Genomic DNA, 15,004 nt, shown 5'->3' with positions numbered 1-15,004 from the left:
GAGGCGGCGGTGAAATGTGGCTTTTTTGTGTCTGACTTCCTGGGGTAAACGCGGCATTTGGTGTTTGAGCGCTGGCGACGCTGGGCAGCGCCAGTAGTGTCGAAGCTTCGTCTTTCCAGCCTACCGGCTGTTATCGGAGCTCCACCATGCCACGAACCCGTCCGATGCGACCGCATTGGTTTGCCGCTGCCTTTGCCCTGCTTGCCGCCCAGGCCCAGGCCCAGACCGCCACTGAGCCGGTCAACAAGATTGAACGCGTCGAGGTCACCGGTTCGCTGATCAAGCGCATCGATCGCGCCACGCCGTCCGTCGTGCAGTCCATCACCCGCGAAGAGATCCGCAGCTCCGGCTATGCGACCGTCGACGAGATGCTGCGCGCCAACAGCGCAGTGGACGCCAGCTCCATCCAGGACGGTGCTGCCTCTGGCTTCGTCGGCGGGCTGTCCACAATTTCGCTGCGTGGCTTTGGCTCGCAGGGCACGCTGGTGTTGATCAACGGTCGGCGCATCGCCCCGGTCGGTGCCGTGGACATCAACTTCGGCCGCGGCTCGCTGATCAACACCAACACCATCCCCAAGGGCGCGATCGACCGCATCGACATCCTGAAGGATGGGGCCTCGGCGCTGTACGGTTCCGACGCGATGGCCGGCGTCATCAACTACGTGCTGCGCAAGGACTTCCAGGGCCTGGAAGGCAATGTGGGCTACAGCGCCAACGACCAGGGCGTGGGCGCGCAGAAGACCGGCGGCCTGACCTTCGGCTTCGGCAACATCGACACGCAGCGATTCAACGTCTTCGGCGGCATTGACGTCGCCAAGCGTGACTCGGTCATGCACTCGGAGCTGAAGGACCGCGGCGACCAGGCGGCCTATGACCGTTACCTCAACGCGACGGCCTCCGGCACCACCAACGGCTTGACCCGCTTCACGCCGGATTCGGTCGCCTCTCTGTACAGCAGCTACTACCGTGTGCCGACGAGCACCGCCGGCAGCTCGACGGTGAACGGCGCCTCGGTGGCCAACAACAGCCCGTTCGGCGCCAACTACCTGGGCACGCTGCCGGGCTGCCCGGCGGAGCTCACCGTCGGCAAGGGCGTGCCGCTGCGCCCGGTGGGCCTGGGCCCCACCGGCCCCAGCCTGCGCGACGGCCAGTGCCGCTTCAACCTGGACAACGCCGACGAGGCCATCTCCGCCCAGGAGCGCGTCAGCGGCATGCTGCGCGGCACCTTCGCGCTGAGCAACGACCTGACGGCCTACGCGGACGTGATGGTCTCCAAGACCAAGACCACCGAGCGCGGCGCACCGCGTACGCTGACCACCGGCATCTTCAGCACCGCCACCGCGCCGACCGCCGTGACCTGGCCCAAGCTGGACGGCACGTTCCTGCGCCAGAGCGCCATCGTGCTGCCCGTCGGCCACCCGGACAACCCGACCAACGGCACCGCCAATGCGCAGCCCGTGCAGCTGATCCACCGCTTCGAGGACGTGCCGGCCAACGACATCTCCACGCTGCAGTCGGGCCGTTTCCTGCTCGGCCTGGAGGGCGTCATCGCCGGCTGGGATGTCGATGCCGCCGTCATGCACAGCAAGCAGGAGAACGAGCGCGTGCAGCAGAACCGCCTGCGCTCCTCCAAGCTGACCGCCTCCATCGCGTCGGGCACCTACCGTTTCGGCAAGGTCAACACGCCGGAAGCCATCGCCAGCATCGGCTCCGACGCCATCAACACCGGCGACTCGACGATCACCAGCGTCGACGCGCGCGCCAGCCGCGAGCTGTTCGACCTGCCTGGTGGCCGGGCCGCCATTGCGCTGGGCGCCGAGTACCGCCAGGAAGAGCTGAACTCCATACCGGACGCCAACTACCTGGCCGGCGACTACATCGGCCTGGTGGCCAACGGCGCCAGCGGCAAGCGCAAGGCCAGCGCGGCCTTCAGCGAGCTGAGTCTGCCGGTGCTCAAGCAGCTGGAGCTGCAGGCTGCACTGCGCTTCGAGCACTACAGCGACTTCGGCAACTCCACCACCGGCAAGCTCGGCTTCAAGTGGGCGGCCATCCCGTCCATGCTGGCCGTGCGCGGCACCGCCGCCACCGGTTTCCGGGCACCGTCGATCTCGCAGATCGGCGACTCCTACCTCGCGTCCTTCCACAACTTCCAGGACTACGCGGTCGTCGACAACCTGCGCTGCAACAACGGCGTCAGCCGTGCCGATCCGCCGGTGCTGCGCGACTGCAACGTGTTGGGCCGCACCACCACCAACGCCGCCGGCAGCATCCCGACGGTCGTCAGCGCCAACCGCAACCTCAAGCCCGAGGAGTCCAAGTCCTTCACGCTGGGCGTGCTGATCTCGCCGAGCAAGGAGATCGACCTCAGCCTGGACGCCTGGTACTTCCGGCGCAACCAGGAAATCCGCGTCCAGCGCGGTGTGGACCTGATGGAGCGCTTCAACGCCGACCCGGTGGCGTACGCGGCCAGCGTCATCCGCGACCCCAACCCCGCCACCTGGCTGCCGGGCGTGCAGAACAGCGGGCCCATCCTGGCGCTGGTGCGCCAGTACGGCAACTTTCAGTACACCAAGACGGCGGGCCTGGACTACGAGCTCAACGTGCGCCTGCCGGCTGGCAACTGGGGCAAGTTTGGCGGCAAGCTCAGCGGCTCCTACACCCAGCGCTTTGACCAGCTGGTGCTCGCGGGCGGCACCGTCGACCGCCTGGCCGGCACGGCCACGGCCGACCTGCCCAAGACCAAGGCGACGCTGGAGGTGAACTGGAAGGGCGAGGAGCTGTCCGCCTGGACGCGCTACAACCACCAGGACGCCCTGTGGCGCACCACGACGGCCGGCTGCCTGAGCTCCACGACGGCCGCCAACGTGCTGCTGCAGCAGGACAACGGCTGCTTCGTCGGCCGTGAGGGCACGCTGGACTTTGGCGGCGCCTACCGCGGCATCAAGGACCTGGTGATCTCGGCCAGCCTGCTGAACGTCACCAACAGCTACCGCCGCGCCACCAACATCCCGTCGGCCTTCACCTACTGGGATGCGGGCACCACCGCCCAGCTGGGCCGCCGGTTCAACGTGTCCGTGGACTACGTGTTCAAGTGATCTGCCGCCGCCGGGCCACCCGGCGGACGGCATGCCAGCGGCGCCTTCGGGCGCCGTTTTTCGTTGTCAAGGGTGGAGGCCCGGGGATTGCTGCGCTGCACAAAACACCAAAACCGGGCGCAGAATCGCGGCTTTCGAACAAACGCCACCCCAAGCCGGTGGTCCTCGCGACGTGAGTTCTTCCCACGCGGCCCGCAGCCCCTCGGCAACAGCGGGCCTCACCCTTGGTGCCCTGGGCGTCGTCTACGGCGACATCGGCACCAGCCCGCTCTATGCGCTGAAGGAGGTGTTCCACGGCGGCCATGTGGCCACCACGCCGGACAACATCCTCGGCGTGCTCTCCCTGCTGTTCTGGACGATGACCGTGGTGGTCTCGCTCAAGTACGTGCTGCTCATCCTGCGCGCCGACAACAACGGCGAGGGCGGCCTCATCGCCATGCTGGCGCTGGCCACCAACGCCGTGAACGACAAGCCGCCGCTGCGCCGCGGGCTGATGCTGGTGGGCCTGTTCGGTACGGCCATCTTCTTCGGCGACGCCGTCATCACGCCGGCCATGACGGTGCTGGGCGCCATCGAGGGCATCGAGGTCTACGCGCCGCAGTACCACGACGCCGTGCTGCCCGTCACGCTGCTGGTGCTGGCCGGGCTGTTCGCGGTGCAGCGCTTCGGCACCGGCGGCATCGGCAAGGCCTTCGGGCCCGTGATGCTGGCCTGGTTCCTGACGCTGGCGGCGCTGGGCCTGCCCTACATCCTCGACAACCCGCGCGTGCTCGCGGCCGTCAACCCCGCTTACGCGCTGAACTTCTGCGTGGCGTACGGGTGGGTGGCCTTCGTCGCCCTGGGCGCCGTGGTGCTGGTGGTCACCGGCGGCGAGGCGCTCTACGCCGACCTGGGCCACTTCGGCAAGAAGCCCATCCGCATCGCCTGGTACGGCATCGTCATGCCCGCGCTGGTCATCAACTACTTCGGCCAGGGCGCCATGTTGCTGAACAACCCGGAGGCCATCAAGAACCCGTTCTACCTGCTGGCGCCGGACTGGGCCGAGATCCCGCTGTTCCTGCTCGCCATGGCGGCTGCCACGGTGGCCTCGCAGGCGCTGATCACGGCGGCCTTCTCGGTCACCAAGCAGGCCATCCAGCTGGGCATCATGCCGCGCCTGCGCATCCTGCACACCAGCGTGCGCGACACCGGCCAGATCTACGTGCCCTTCATCAACTGGAGCCTGTTCGCGCTGGTGGTGGTGGCCGTGGTGTTCTTCGGCTCGTCCAGCAAGCTGGCCGGGGCCTACGGCGTGGCGGTCACCATCGACATGACCATCACCACCGTGATGACCTTCTTCGTCATCCGCTACGGCTGGAAGTACCCACTCGCGCTGTGTGTGGCGGCCACGGGCATCTTCTTCGTCATCGACGTGACCTTCCTCGCGTCCAACCTGCTCAAGCTGGGCCATGGCGGCTGGTTCCCGCTGCTGATCGGCGTCTGCGTGTTCACGCTGATGCTGACCTGGAAGCAGGGTCGGCGCCTGCTTTCCGACAAGCTGCGCCAGGACGCCATCGAGCTACCGGCCTTCCTGGAGGCCGTGTTCATCAACCCGCCCACGCGCGTGTCGGGCACGGCGGTGTTCCTGTCGGCCGAGCGTGGCAGCACGCCCAACGCGCTGCTGCACAACCTCAAGCACAACAAGGTGCTGCACGAGCAGAACGTGTTCGTCACGGTGAAGCACCACGAGGTGCCCTTCATCGGCTTCGAGAAGCGCTGCGAGGTCGAGTCGCTGGGCAACAAGTGCTGGCAGGTGTCGCTGCACTTCGGCTTCAAGAACGAGCCCGACGTGCCCGAGGCGCTGGCGCTGCTGAAGACGCATGGCGTGCAGCTGGAGGAGATGGAGACCAGCTACTTCCTGAGCCGCGACATCATCATCCCCACCATCGGCTCGGGCATGTCGCTGTGGCGCGAGAAGCTGTTCGCCAGCATGCACCGCAACGCGTCGGCGGCGGCGGACTTCCTGCACCTGCCGACCAACCGCATCGTGGAGTTGGGCAGCAAGGTCGAGATCTGAGCCTGTGCCCTGCGAAATCGCCGCAGCCGAGAGCGGCTTCGGGTCGACAGCAAGCAACCGACGAAAAAAACGGCCCCTCGGGGCCGTTGCTCATGCAGCGCTGGCGCTCAGATCGTCGAGACGAACTGGTCCTTCGCGCGGCGCACCTTTTTCAGGTTCACCAGCCAGTCGCCGTCGGCCTGGCGGTAGCCCAGGGGCAGCAGCAGCACGGAGCGCAGGCCGCGGGCCTTGAGGCCCAGGATCTCGTCGACCTGGGCGGGGTCGAAGCCTTCCATCGGCGTGGCGTCGACCTGCTCTTCGGCTGCGGCGATCAGCGCCGTGCCCAGGCCGATGTAGGCCTGACGGGCGGCGTGCTGGAAATTCTCTTCGGCACTGCGCTGCGGGTAGACCGACAGCAGCTGCTGGCGGTAGGCCTCCCAGCCGTCGTTTTTGAAGCCGCGCACCTCGTTCGTCAGGTCGAACATCTGGTTGATGCGATCGGCCGTGTAGTTGTCCCAGGCGGCAAACACCAGCAGGTGCGACGCGTCGGTGACCTGGGCCTGCTTCCACGCGTGTTCGCGGATGCGGGCGCGCAGCGCCGGGTCCTGGACGATCAGCACTTCATAGGGCTGCAGGCCGCTGGAGGTGGCGGTCAGGCGCACGGCTTCCAGGATGCGATCCAGCTTGTCCTGCGGCAGGGGCAGGGCGGGGTTCATCTTCTTGGTGGCGTAGCGCCACTTGAGCTTGTCGATCAGGGTGGTCATGGGACGGGGCAAAACAGCGAAGCCGGGATGCTGCCCGTTGGCGCGCTGGCGCGCTGGCGCCAGCCTTGGTGCCCTTGCGTGGCGCTCGCCCTTGTCTGCGCCCCGCGCAGCGGCCGGGCCAGACGTAGTAGCGATCTAGGAGGCTATCGGGCTTCGGGCGCGTTCCAGGCCCAAAGCCCGACGGTCTCCTAGCATCGCAGGCCCGCGCCACTCTTTGCCCCATGCCCACCATGCCCACCATGCCCACCATGCCTCCCGCCCAGCCCGAATGCCGCCTCGATGTGCGGCATGCCGGCGCGCTGTGCGTGGGCATGGTCATCGGCGCCGGCATCTTCAAGACCTCGCCCATGGCCGCGCAGGCGCTGGGCGATCCGACGCAGCTGCTGCTGGCCTGGGCGCTGGGCGGCGTGCTGTCGTTGGTGGGCGGCCTGTGCTTCGCCGAGCTGGCCGCGGCCTTCCCCGACACCGGCGGCGACTATCACTTCCTGCGCCGCGCCTATGGCCACCGGCTGGGCTTCCTGTTCGCGTGGTCGCGCTTCGCCGTCATCCACACGGGGTCGATGGCGCTGCTGGGCTTCGTCTTCGGCGACTACCTCGCGCAGGTGGTGGACCTGACGCCCTGGCTGGGCCCACATGCCAGCGCACTGATGGCCGGAGGGCTCATCGTGGGCCTCACGGCGCTGAACCTGCTGGGTGTTCGCGTGGGCCTGGGTACGCAACTGGGCCTGAGCGCCGCCGTGCTGCTGGGCCTGGTGCTGCTGGGCCTGGGCGCCGGCGCGCAGGTGTTGGCCGGCCACGCGCCCGCCACGCCGCCGCCGGCCGTGCCGGGTGCGGACTGGGGGTTGGCACTGGTGTTCGTGTTCCTGGCCTACGGCGGCTGGAGCGACGCGGCCACGCTGTCCGCCGAGATGCGCGACCCGCAGCGCGGCATCCAGCGCGCGCTGCTGCTGGGCCTGGCGCTGGTGATGGGCCTGTACCTGCTGGCCAACTGGGCCTACCTGCGCGTGCTGGGTGTGAGCGGCCTGGCCGCCAGCGAGGCGCCGGCGGCCGACCTGATGCGCATCGCCTTCGGCCGCAGCGCGGAGCTGCTGATGGTGGGTGTCGTCACGCTGACCGCGCTGTCGGTGATGAACGCGCTGCTGATCGCCGGCCCGCGCACCACCTACGCCGCCGCGCGCGACCTGGCCACCGAATGGCAGCTCGCCCGCTGGAACCACGCCCGTGGCACGCCCACCGGCGCCGTGCTGGCCACGGCCGGCGTGGCGCTGGCGCTGGTGGCCTTCGGCACGTTCACGCGCGGCGGCTTCTCGACGATGGTGGACTACCTGTCGCCGGTGTACTGGTTCTTCATGACGCTGAGCGCGCTGGCCGTCATCGTGCTGCGCCGCCGCGAACCCGACCAGCCGCGCCCCGTGCGCGTGCCGCTGTACCCGTGGCTGCCGCTGCTGTTCGCCGGCACCAGCGCCTATGTGCTGTGGTCCAGCGTCGTCTACGTGAAGGCTGGCGCGGTCGTCGGCGTGGCGGTGCTGGTCTTGGGCGCGCTGCTGCTGTGGGGGCACGGCCGGCGCTCGCGCTGACCCCGCCGCTATGCTGGGTCGCATGCGCCCGCTGCTGAAAGACTTCTCTCCCGCCACCGTCGTGGCCGGCTTCGTCGCCGTGCTGGTGGGCTACACCAGTTCCGTCGCCATCATCTTCCAGGCCACCGTCGCGCTCGGCGCCACGCCGGCGCAGACGGCCTCGTGGCTGTGGGCACTGGGCCTTGGCATGGGGCTGACCAGCCTGGCCCTGAGTCTGTGGACGCGCCAGCCGGTGCTCACCGCCTGGTCCACGCCCGGCGCGGCGCTGCTGGCGTCCACGTCCAGCGTGGCGATGCCCGAGGCCATCGGTGCCTTCATCGTCTGCGGCCTGCTCATCGTGGCGGCCGGCGCCAGCGGCTGGTTCGAGAAGCTGATGGACCGCATCCCCGTCGCCATCGCGTCCGCGCTGCTGGCCGGCGTACTGGCGCGCTTCGGGCTGGATGCCGTGGCTAGCGTGAAGACCGATCCCGGCCTCGTACTCGCGATGGCCGCCGCCTACCTGCTGGGCCGGCGCTGGTGGCCGCGCTACGCGGTGCCCGGCGTGCTGCTGGTGGGCGTCGCATACGCGCTGGGCGAGGGGCGGCTCAGCTTCGCGGGTCTGGACACGTCGCAGCTGTGGGCGCTGCCGGTGTGGACCTCGCCCACGTTCACGTGGCATGCCGCCATCGGCGTCGCGCTGCCGCTGTTCATCGTCACGATGGCCTCGCAGAACCTGCCCGGCGTGGCGGCCCAGCGGGCCAATGGCTACCAGACGCCGGTGTCGGCTTCCATCACCGTCACCGGCGCCGCCACCACGCTGCTGGCGCCCTTTGGCGGCTATGCGTTCAACCTGGCGGCCATCACGGCGGCCATCTGCATGGGCCGCGAGGCGCATGAGGATCCGGCGCGGCGCTACACGGCGTCCATCGCCGCCGGCCTGTTCTACGTGCTGCTGGGCTTGGCTGGCGGCGCCGTGGCGCTGCTGCTGGGCGCCTTCCCGCGCGAGCTGGTGGTCGCCATCGCGGGCCTGGCCCTGCTGGGCACCATCGCCGGGGCGCTGGGCACGGCACTGAAGGACGAGGCCCACCGCGATGCCGCCATCCTGACCTTCCTGGTGTGCCTGTCGGGCGTTAGCGCCTTCGGTATCGGCGCGGCCTTCTGGGGCGTGGTGGCCGGTGGCGTGGCCACGGCGGTGGCCGCGTGGCGGCGGCCCTAGTCGGGCAGGGCTGAGGGCCCTGTGCAACACTGGCCGAACCGCCATGTACTCCCTGCACTGCCGATCATGAAGCTGCTCTTCGTCGCCGACCCGCTCGCCACCTTCAAGACCTACAAGGACTCCACCTTCGCGATGATGCGCGAGGCCGCCAAACGCGGCCACACGCTGCTGGCCTGCGAGCCGCAGCAGCTGGTGTGGCTGCGCGGCGGCCGCGTGACGGCGCGGGCTGCCGTCGAAATTGCGCTGACCGGGGATGCTGACGACTGGTACACCGTGACCGCCACGGCCGACGTGGCGCTGGCCGACGTCGATGCGGTGCTGATGCGCAAGGATCCGCCCTTCGACCCCGAGTTTTTCTACGCCACCCACCTGCTCAGCCAGGCCGAGCGTGAGGGCGCGCGTGTGTTCAACAAGGCCGCCGCGTTGCGCGAGCATCCGGAGAAGCTCGCGATCATGGAGTTCCCGGAGTTCATCGCGCCGACGCTGATCACGCGCGACGCGGCTGAGATCCGCGCCTTCCACGCCGAGCACCGCGACATCATCCTCAAGCCGCTGGACGGCATGGGCGGCATGGGCATCTTCCGCGTCAAGGACGACGGCCTGAACCTCGGCGCCATCATTGAGACGCTGAACAAGGACGGCGAGCAGACGGTGATGGTGCAGCGCTTCATCCCGGCGATTGCCGAGGGCGACAAGCGCATCCTCATCATCGGCGGCAAGCCGGTGCCGCACTGCCTGGCGCGCATCCCGCAGGGCGGCGAGGTGCGTGGCAACCTGGCGGCCGGCGGCAAGGGCGTGGCCCGGCCGCTGACTGCGCGGGACCGCGAGATTGCCGAGTACCTGGGCCCCATCCTGGCCGCGCGCGGCTTGCTGCTGGTAGGCCTGGACGTCATCGGCGAGAACGTCACCGAGATCAACGTGACCAGCCCGACCTGCTTCCAGGAGATCACCGACCAGACCGGCTTCGATGTGGCCCAGATGTTCGTCGATGCGCTGGAGGCCGCGCTGTGAAGCGGCGTGAGTTCGTCGCGCTGGGTGTGGCCAGCGCCGCTTTGCCGGCATGGGCCAAGACTGCCGGTTTCGATGCTCAGGCCGAGGCCTTCCTCGAAGCCCTGTGGCAGCAGGATGCGGACGCAGCCGTCATGGCCGGCCGCTTCGAGTTCGCCGGGCGCATCCGCCTGCCTGGTGCAGCGCAGCGCGCCGCGATGCGCGGCTTCCTGGCCGGCTGGCGCCAGCGCTTCCAGGCGGTGCCCGAGGCCAGCCTGTCCACCGCCCAGCGCATGGACCGCGCGATGCTGCTCGCCAAGATCGAGAGTGACCTGTGGCGGCTGGACACCTTGCGCGAATGGGCCTGGAACCCGTCCGAGCACAACCCCGCCGCGCCCATCGACCTGACGCTGAACACCGACTGGGCCCCCGTGCAGCAGCGCGTCAAGGCGCTGCATGCGCGCATCCGGCAACTGCCGGCCTTCTACGCCGAGGCGCGCAAGAGCCTGGCTGGCGTCACGCGCGAGCACACCGAGCTGGCGCTGCAGCAGGCGCCGGGCGTGCTTGCGGTGTTGGAGGACCTGGAGTCCCACGCTCAGCAGGTGGGCCTGGGGGCGCTGATGCAGCCCGACCTCGACAAGGCGCGTCGCGCCGTGGCGGGCTACCAAGCACACCTGAACACGCTGCTGCCCGTGGCCAAGCGCAGCTTCCGCCTCGGCACGGCGCTGTACGAGCCCAAGTTCCGGCACGACATCCAGTCCGCCCGCACGGCGCGCCAAACTTACGTGGCCGCGCTGGCCCGCCGCGAGCTCGTGCTGGCCAGCATGCACACGCAGGCCACGGCGCTGTGGCCCTCCGTCATCGGCAGCGAGCCGCTGCCGGCCGACCGTTTCGCGCTGATCGGCCGCGTCATCGACAAGCTCAGCGTGCGGCACGTAGCGCGTGAGAAGTTCGTCGACGAGATCCGTGCACAGATCCCGCAGCTGGAGGCCTGGATACGCCAGCATGACCTGCTGACACTGGACCCCGCCAAGCCGCTGGTGGTGCGCGAGACCCCGGTCTACCAGCGCGGCATTGCCGGCGCCAGCATCGAGGCGCCCGGGCCCTACCGGCCGCAGGACAGCACCTACTACAACGTCACGCCGCTGGATGACCTGACGCCCGAGCAGGCCGAGAGCACGCTGCGCGAATACAACCACTGGATCCTGCAGATCCTCAACATCCACGAAGCCATCCCGGGCCATTACACGCAACTGGTCTATGCCAACCAGGTACCCAGCAAGGTCAAGGCCTTGTTTGGCAGTGGCTCCATGGTGGAGGGCTGGGCCGTCTACGGCGAGCTGATGATGCTGGAGAGCGGCTACGGCGCGTCGCCCGAGATGACGCTGATGTGGGGCAAGTGGCATCTGCGCTCGGTCACCAACACCATCCTCGACTACAGCGTGCACGTGCTGGGCATGAGCGAGGCTGACGCGCTGGATCTGCTGACCCGACAGGCCTTCCAGACCGAGCGCGAAGCCCGGGAAAAGTGGCGCCGCGTGCAGCTCACCTCGGTGCAGCTGACGAGCTATTTCAGCGGCTTCAGCGAGATCCATGCGCTGCGTGAGCAGCTGAAGGCCCGGCCGGGCTTCCAGCCCAAGGCCTTCCACGAGAAATTCCTCAGCTACGGCAGCGCGCCGGTGCGGCTGATTGCGGCAGAGATGGGCAAGGCCTGATCAGGCCCGCTTCACCTGGTGCCCGGCGGCGGCCTTGTAGGCGTTGACCTCGGCCGCCACCTCGGCCGGGTCGATGACGTCGGCCAGCTGCGCGAAGCCCTCGGGCGCTAGCGCCTCCACGCGGTCCAGGATGGCGTCCAGCCCTTCCTGGCGGTTCATCTCGACAATGCGAGCGCACAGCGGCCGGCGTTTGTCCTCGTAGGCGGCCAGCGCCGCGTCCAGCCCGGCATGCCGGTCCAGCGCGTCGGCCAGCGCCTGCGCGTCCATGATGGCCTGCGTCGCGCCGTTGGAGCCGATGGGCACCATCGGGTGGGCCGCGTCGCCCAGCAGCGTTGAGGGCCCCAGGCGCCAGCACGGCAGCGGGTCGCGGTCCACCATGGGCCACTCCAGCATCTGCTCGGCGCGGGTGATGAGGCCCGGCACGTCCAGCCAGTCGAAGCGCCAGGAGCCGAAGGTGGGCAACAGATCGTCCAGCCGACCGGCACGGCTCCAGTCGGCGCGGTCGGGCGCAGTGAGGCCCGGCGCGGATTCGCGCACGCGGCGGTCGGCAATCCAGTTGATGAGCTGCAGCCCATCCGCACGCGGCGTGCTGATGGGGTAGACGACGAACTTGGCCCGGCTGTGGCCGGCCTGGACCATGGTGCGGCCGTCCAGGAAGGGCGGCGCCCAGGTCGTTCCGCGCCACATCATCACGCCGCGCCAGCAGGGCGCGCCCTCGTCCGGCGCGAGCCGTCTGCGCAGCGCGGAATGAATGCCGTCGGCGCCGACGATGAGGTCGGCCGCCTGTTCGCGGGGACCGTCGGCGGTATCGATGAGGGCCACGTGGCCGTCGCGTACGCCCACCACGCGCTGGCCGCTCAGCACGGTCAGCCGGGCGCAGGCCTCCCGCCACAGCAGCATCTGCAGCTCGCCCCGGTGGACGCTGAACTGCGGGTGGCTGTAGCCGCCGTAGACGCCGCGCGCATCGCGGTGGATGGGCTGGCCATGCCGGTTGGCGAACACCAGCGCCGAGGTCTCCACCGCCATGCCGCGCAGCGCCGGCAACAGGCCCAGGCCCTCCAGCACGCCCACCGAGTGCGGCAGCAGGTTGATGCCCACGCCCAGCGGCCTCGGCTCGCGCACGGCCTCCAGCACCGTGACGGCATGGCCGCGCTGATGCAGCGTCAGCGCCGCCGTCAGCCCGCCGATGCCGCCGCCCGCGATCAGGATGTTCATGGGTTCAGGGTAAGCGAGATAGTTGCCATGCGCAACAAAACCTACCCTGACGGCATGAGCAAGACCGACAGTGCTGCAGCGCTCGCGCCCGAGGGGCTGATGCTGCCAGTGCCCGGCGTGGACTACGGGCTGCTGGACGGCCTGCTGGGCTATGCGCTGCGCCGCGCGCAGAACGCGCTGTACGTGGACTTTCATCGCGCCACGGCGGCCTGGGACGTCAGCCCGCAGCGCTTCGCGGCGCTGGTGCTCATCGCCCGCAACCCCGGCCTGCGGCAGGGCCTGCTGGGCCAGGCCATGGGCCTGCACCGCAGCGGCGCGCTGCGCCTGACCGACTGGCTCACCGCGCAAGGCTGGGCCGAGCGGCGCGACGCGCCCGACGACGCCCGCGCCTGGGGCCTGCACCTCACCGCCGCCGGCAAGCGGCGCCTGGCCAAGCTGGAAGCCGCCGTGGCCGCACATGACCGCGCGCTGCTGGCCGGGCTTGGCGAGCAGGGGCCTGCATTGAAGGCGGCGCTCGACCGCCTGGCCTGGGTGGCTACCGCCCAGAGCACGACACCGCAGAACAAACCAAGGAGACAGACACCATGATGGACCGCCGCCACGTTCTTGCCTCACTTGCGGCGCTGCCGCTGGCCGCCCGTGCGCAGGGCCAGCCGCCGCGCATCCTCGTCGGCTTCCCGGCCGGCGGTTCGGTGGACGCCACGGCGCGCCGCCTGGCCGACTTCGCGCGCGGCAAGCTGGCCGACAGCGTGCTCGTGGAGCAGCGCGTAGGGGCCGGCGGCCGCATCGCCATTGCGGCACTGAAGGACGCTGCGCCCGACGGGCAGGTGCTGCTCGTCAGCCCGTCGTCCATGTTCACCATCTACCCGCACGCCTATCGCAAGCTGGCCTACCACCCGGCCAACGACGTGATCGCCGTTGCGCCGCTGGCGCTGTCCACCTGCGGCTTCGGCGTCGGGCCGCAGGTGCCGGCCGCGGTCAGGACGCTGGCCCAGTTCGCCGACTGGGCCAAGGCCAACCCCGACAAGGCGGCCTACGCGTCGCCCGCGGCCGGTGCCATGCCGCACTTCCTGGGCAACCAGTTCGAGCAGGCGGCCGGGCTCAAGCTCACGCACGCGCCCTACCGTGGCGCCGCACCCGGCATGCAGGACCTGATGGGCGGCCAGATCGCGTCGGGCTGCTTCTCCGTTGGCGACTTCCTGCCCCACCTCGCCGCTGGCCGCGTGCGCCTGCTGGGCGTGACGGACAAGGCCCGTTCTCGCTTCGCGCCCGATGTGCCCACCTTCGAGGAGCAGGGCTTCAAGGGCATCGTGGGCGTGGAGACCTACGGCCTGTTCGCACCCGCCCGGACGCCGCAGGCCGTGGTGGACAAGCTGTCCGACATCGCCCGCGCCGCGGTGCGCGAGCCGGCCGTAGTGGAGGCGCTGGCCAAGCTGGGCTTCGAGCCGCTGAGCCTGGCGCCGGCCGACTACACACGCCGCCTGGCCGCCGAGCGCGACTACTGGGGCCCGGTGGTCAAGGCCTCGGGCTTCTCGTCGGACGACTGAGCGGGCGCTGCCGAAAAGCTCTTGCGCCCTTGCTGACGCGCGCTCAGGCCGACGCCGCCAGGCGGGCGCCCAGCAGGCCCAGGCCGAACAGCAGCCAGTCGTTGATGATGTGGGCGCCGGTGGACACCCAAACGTTCTTGGTCAGCAGCCAGGGCAGCGTGAGCACCAGGCGCGCCGAGCCAATGATGACGATGCACTGCACGAGGTTCCAGCCGTAGGTGGGCAGGTGGATGAGCCCGAACAGCAGCGACGACGCGCCCCACGCCAGCAGCACGGCCTGCCGGCGCTCCAGCCCGAAGCGCTGTGTCAGCAGCGCCATCAGCGCCAGGAATGGCAGCAGCGTCATCAATTCCTCACCCAGCAGCTGCGGCAAGGTCTTCGCAAAGAAGGTGAGGCGCTCGGTCGTGTCCATGGTGAGCAATTGGCCGGCGGCGGCGTTGTTCGTTACGTCGCTGAAGCTGCGCACCAGGCTGCCGATGCTCATGCTGATGACCACGTTAAGCAGCGCAAAGCCCACCATCAGGCGCAGTTCGCGCGTGCCGACTCGCCCGAACAAGGTCCGCCAGTGGTGCGGCGCAACGCGGGCCAGCGCGGCCAGCGGCAGCGAGACGAACAGCACCGCTGGTGCCAGCGTGCCGACCACGCCGGCCGGCCAGGGCAGGGGCGCGATCAGCGCCACAAAGCCGACCACCACGCCGGCCATGACGAGCAGCCATTGGGCGGCGGACAGTGCCGCCGGCCGGCCGTCGTAGAAGGGAAAGTTGCCACTCCTGCCTTCCAGCCGCAGGCGTTGTGAGGGCGGGAGGGGGTGAGGAGCGTCCTGGGTCACAGGGGCCTTTGTTGCGCTGGAGGTCGGGGTGTTGCGGGCTCGCAT

Annotated in this window: 11 protein-coding genes; 8 read left to right on the top strand and 3 right to left on the bottom strand. The window is 69.6% G+C overall.

What is annotated here, in order from left to right; translation table 11 throughout:
- The first annotated feature begins 146 nt into the window (after positions 1-146).
- Positions 147-3,095 (top strand): TonB-dependent receptor domain-containing protein, encoded by a 2,949-nt coding sequence (locus ACG0Z3_RS16280; RefSeq protein ID WP_394399279.1) that lies wholly within the window; start codon positions 147-149, stop codon positions 3,093-3,095.
- Between the two features lie 172 nt (positions 3,096-3,267).
- Positions 3,268-5,151, top strand: coding sequence for a potassium transporter Kup (locus ACG0Z3_RS16275; protein WP_394399277.1), 1,884 nt, complete (start codon positions 3,268-3,270; stop codon positions 5,149-5,151).
- A gap of 107 nt (positions 5,152-5,258) precedes the next feature.
- Here the strand turns inward: ACG0Z3_RS16275 and ACG0Z3_RS16270 are convergent, their stop codons facing one another.
- Entirely contained in the window at positions 5,259-5,894 is a 636-nt protein-coding gene (locus tag ACG0Z3_RS16270; protein ID WP_394399275.1) for an NAD(P)H-dependent oxidoreductase, read from the bottom strand.
- 239 nt (positions 5,895-6,133) lie between these two features.
- Between ACG0Z3_RS16270 and ACG0Z3_RS16265 the strand changes: the two genes are divergently transcribed.
- From ACG0Z3_RS16265 to ACG0Z3_RS16250, 4 genes are all read left to right on the top strand, one after another.
- Positions 6,134-7,471, top strand: coding sequence for an APC family permease (locus tag ACG0Z3_RS16265; protein WP_394399273.1), 1,338 nt, complete (start codon positions 6,134-6,136; stop codon positions 7,469-7,471).
- 10 nt (positions 7,472-7,481) lie between these two features.
- Complete coding sequence (locus tag ACG0Z3_RS16260; protein ID WP_394399271.1) at positions 7,482-8,666, top strand: benzoate/H(+) symporter BenE family transporter; 1,185 nt, start codon at positions 7,482-7,484, stop codon at positions 8,664-8,666.
- 66 nt (positions 8,667-8,732) lie between these two features.
- Positions 8,733-9,677, top strand: a complete 945-nt coding sequence (gene gshB, locus ACG0Z3_RS16255) for a glutathione synthase (protein ID WP_394399269.1) — start codon at positions 8,733-8,735, stop codon at positions 9,675-9,677.
- Complete coding sequence (locus tag ACG0Z3_RS16250; RefSeq protein WP_394399267.1) at positions 9,674-11,368, top strand: DUF885 domain-containing protein; 1,695 nt, start codon at positions 9,674-9,676, stop codon at positions 11,366-11,368. Before gshB ends, ACG0Z3_RS16250 begins: the two co-directional genes overlap by 4 nt.
- Here ACG0Z3_RS16250 and ACG0Z3_RS16245 read toward each other — a convergent pair whose 3' ends face one another.
- Entirely contained in the window at positions 11,369-12,583 is a 1,215-nt protein-coding gene (locus tag ACG0Z3_RS16245) for a flavin-dependent oxidoreductase (RefSeq protein WP_394399265.1), read from the bottom strand.
- Positions 12,584-12,610: 27 nt separating this feature from the next.
- On the opposite strand from ACG0Z3_RS16245, the gene ACG0Z3_RS16240 reads away from it, so the two are divergent.
- The gene (locus ACG0Z3_RS16240; protein ID WP_394399263.1) at positions 12,611-13,171 is read left to right on the top strand and encodes a MarR family winged helix-turn-helix transcriptional regulator; all 561 of its coding nucleotides are present in this window, start codon (positions 12,611-12,613) and stop codon (positions 13,169-13,171) included.
- Positions 13,168-14,130, top strand: coding sequence for a Bug family tripartite tricarboxylate transporter substrate binding protein (locus ACG0Z3_RS16235; protein WP_394399261.1), 963 nt, complete (start codon positions 13,168-13,170; stop codon positions 14,128-14,130). The genes ACG0Z3_RS16240 and ACG0Z3_RS16235 overlap by 4 nt, the downstream gene beginning before the upstream one ends.
- A 43-nt stretch (positions 14,131-14,173) precedes the next feature.
- On the opposite strand, the gene ACG0Z3_RS16230 is transcribed toward ACG0Z3_RS16235, so the two are convergent.
- Positions 14,174-14,959, bottom strand: coding sequence for a CPBP family intramembrane glutamic endopeptidase (locus ACG0Z3_RS16230; RefSeq protein ID WP_394399259.1), 786 nt, complete (start codon positions 14,957-14,959; stop codon positions 14,174-14,176).
- Between the last annotated feature and the right edge of the window lie 45 nt (positions 14,960-15,004).

This window comes from Pelomonas margarita (assembly GCF_043555875.1).
GTDB lineage: Bacteria > Pseudomonadota > Gammaproteobacteria > Burkholderiales > Burkholderiaceae_C > Pelomonas > Pelomonas margarita.
This window is presented reverse-complemented; position numbering and strand designations above follow the sequence as displayed.

Excerpts from the sequence above, each read along its gene's own strand:
- ACG0Z3_RS16280 (WP_394399279.1), top strand. The coding sequence starts at position 147 with ATGCCACGAACCCGTCCGATGCGACCGCATTGGTTTGCCGCTGCCTTT.
- ACG0Z3_RS16265 (WP_394399273.1), top strand. The coding sequence starts at position 6,134 with ATGCCCACCATGCCTCCCGCCCAGCCCGAATGCCGCCTCGATGTGCGG.
- ACG0Z3_RS16270 (WP_394399275.1), bottom strand. The coding sequence starts at position 5,894 with ATGACCACCCTGATCGACAAGCTCAAGTGGCGCTACGCCACCAAGAAG.
- gshB (WP_394399269.1), top strand. The coding sequence starts at position 8,733 with ATGAAGCTGCTCTTCGTCGCCGACCCGCTCGCCACCTTCAAGACCTAC.
- ACG0Z3_RS16260 (WP_394399271.1), top strand. The coding sequence starts at position 7,482 with ATGCTGGGTCGCATGCGCCCGCTGCTGAAAGACTTCTCTCCCGCCACC.
- ACG0Z3_RS16235 (WP_394399261.1), top strand. The coding sequence starts at position 13,168 with ATGATGGACCGCCGCCACGTTCTTGCCTCACTTGCGGCGCTGCCGCTG.
- ACG0Z3_RS16245 (WP_394399265.1), bottom strand. The coding sequence starts at position 12,583 with ATGAACATCCTGATCGCGGGCGGCGGCATCGGCGGGCTGACGGCGGCG.
- ACG0Z3_RS16240 (WP_394399263.1), top strand. The coding sequence starts at position 12,611 with ATGCGCAACAAAACCTACCCTGACGGCATGAGCAAGACCGACAGTGCT.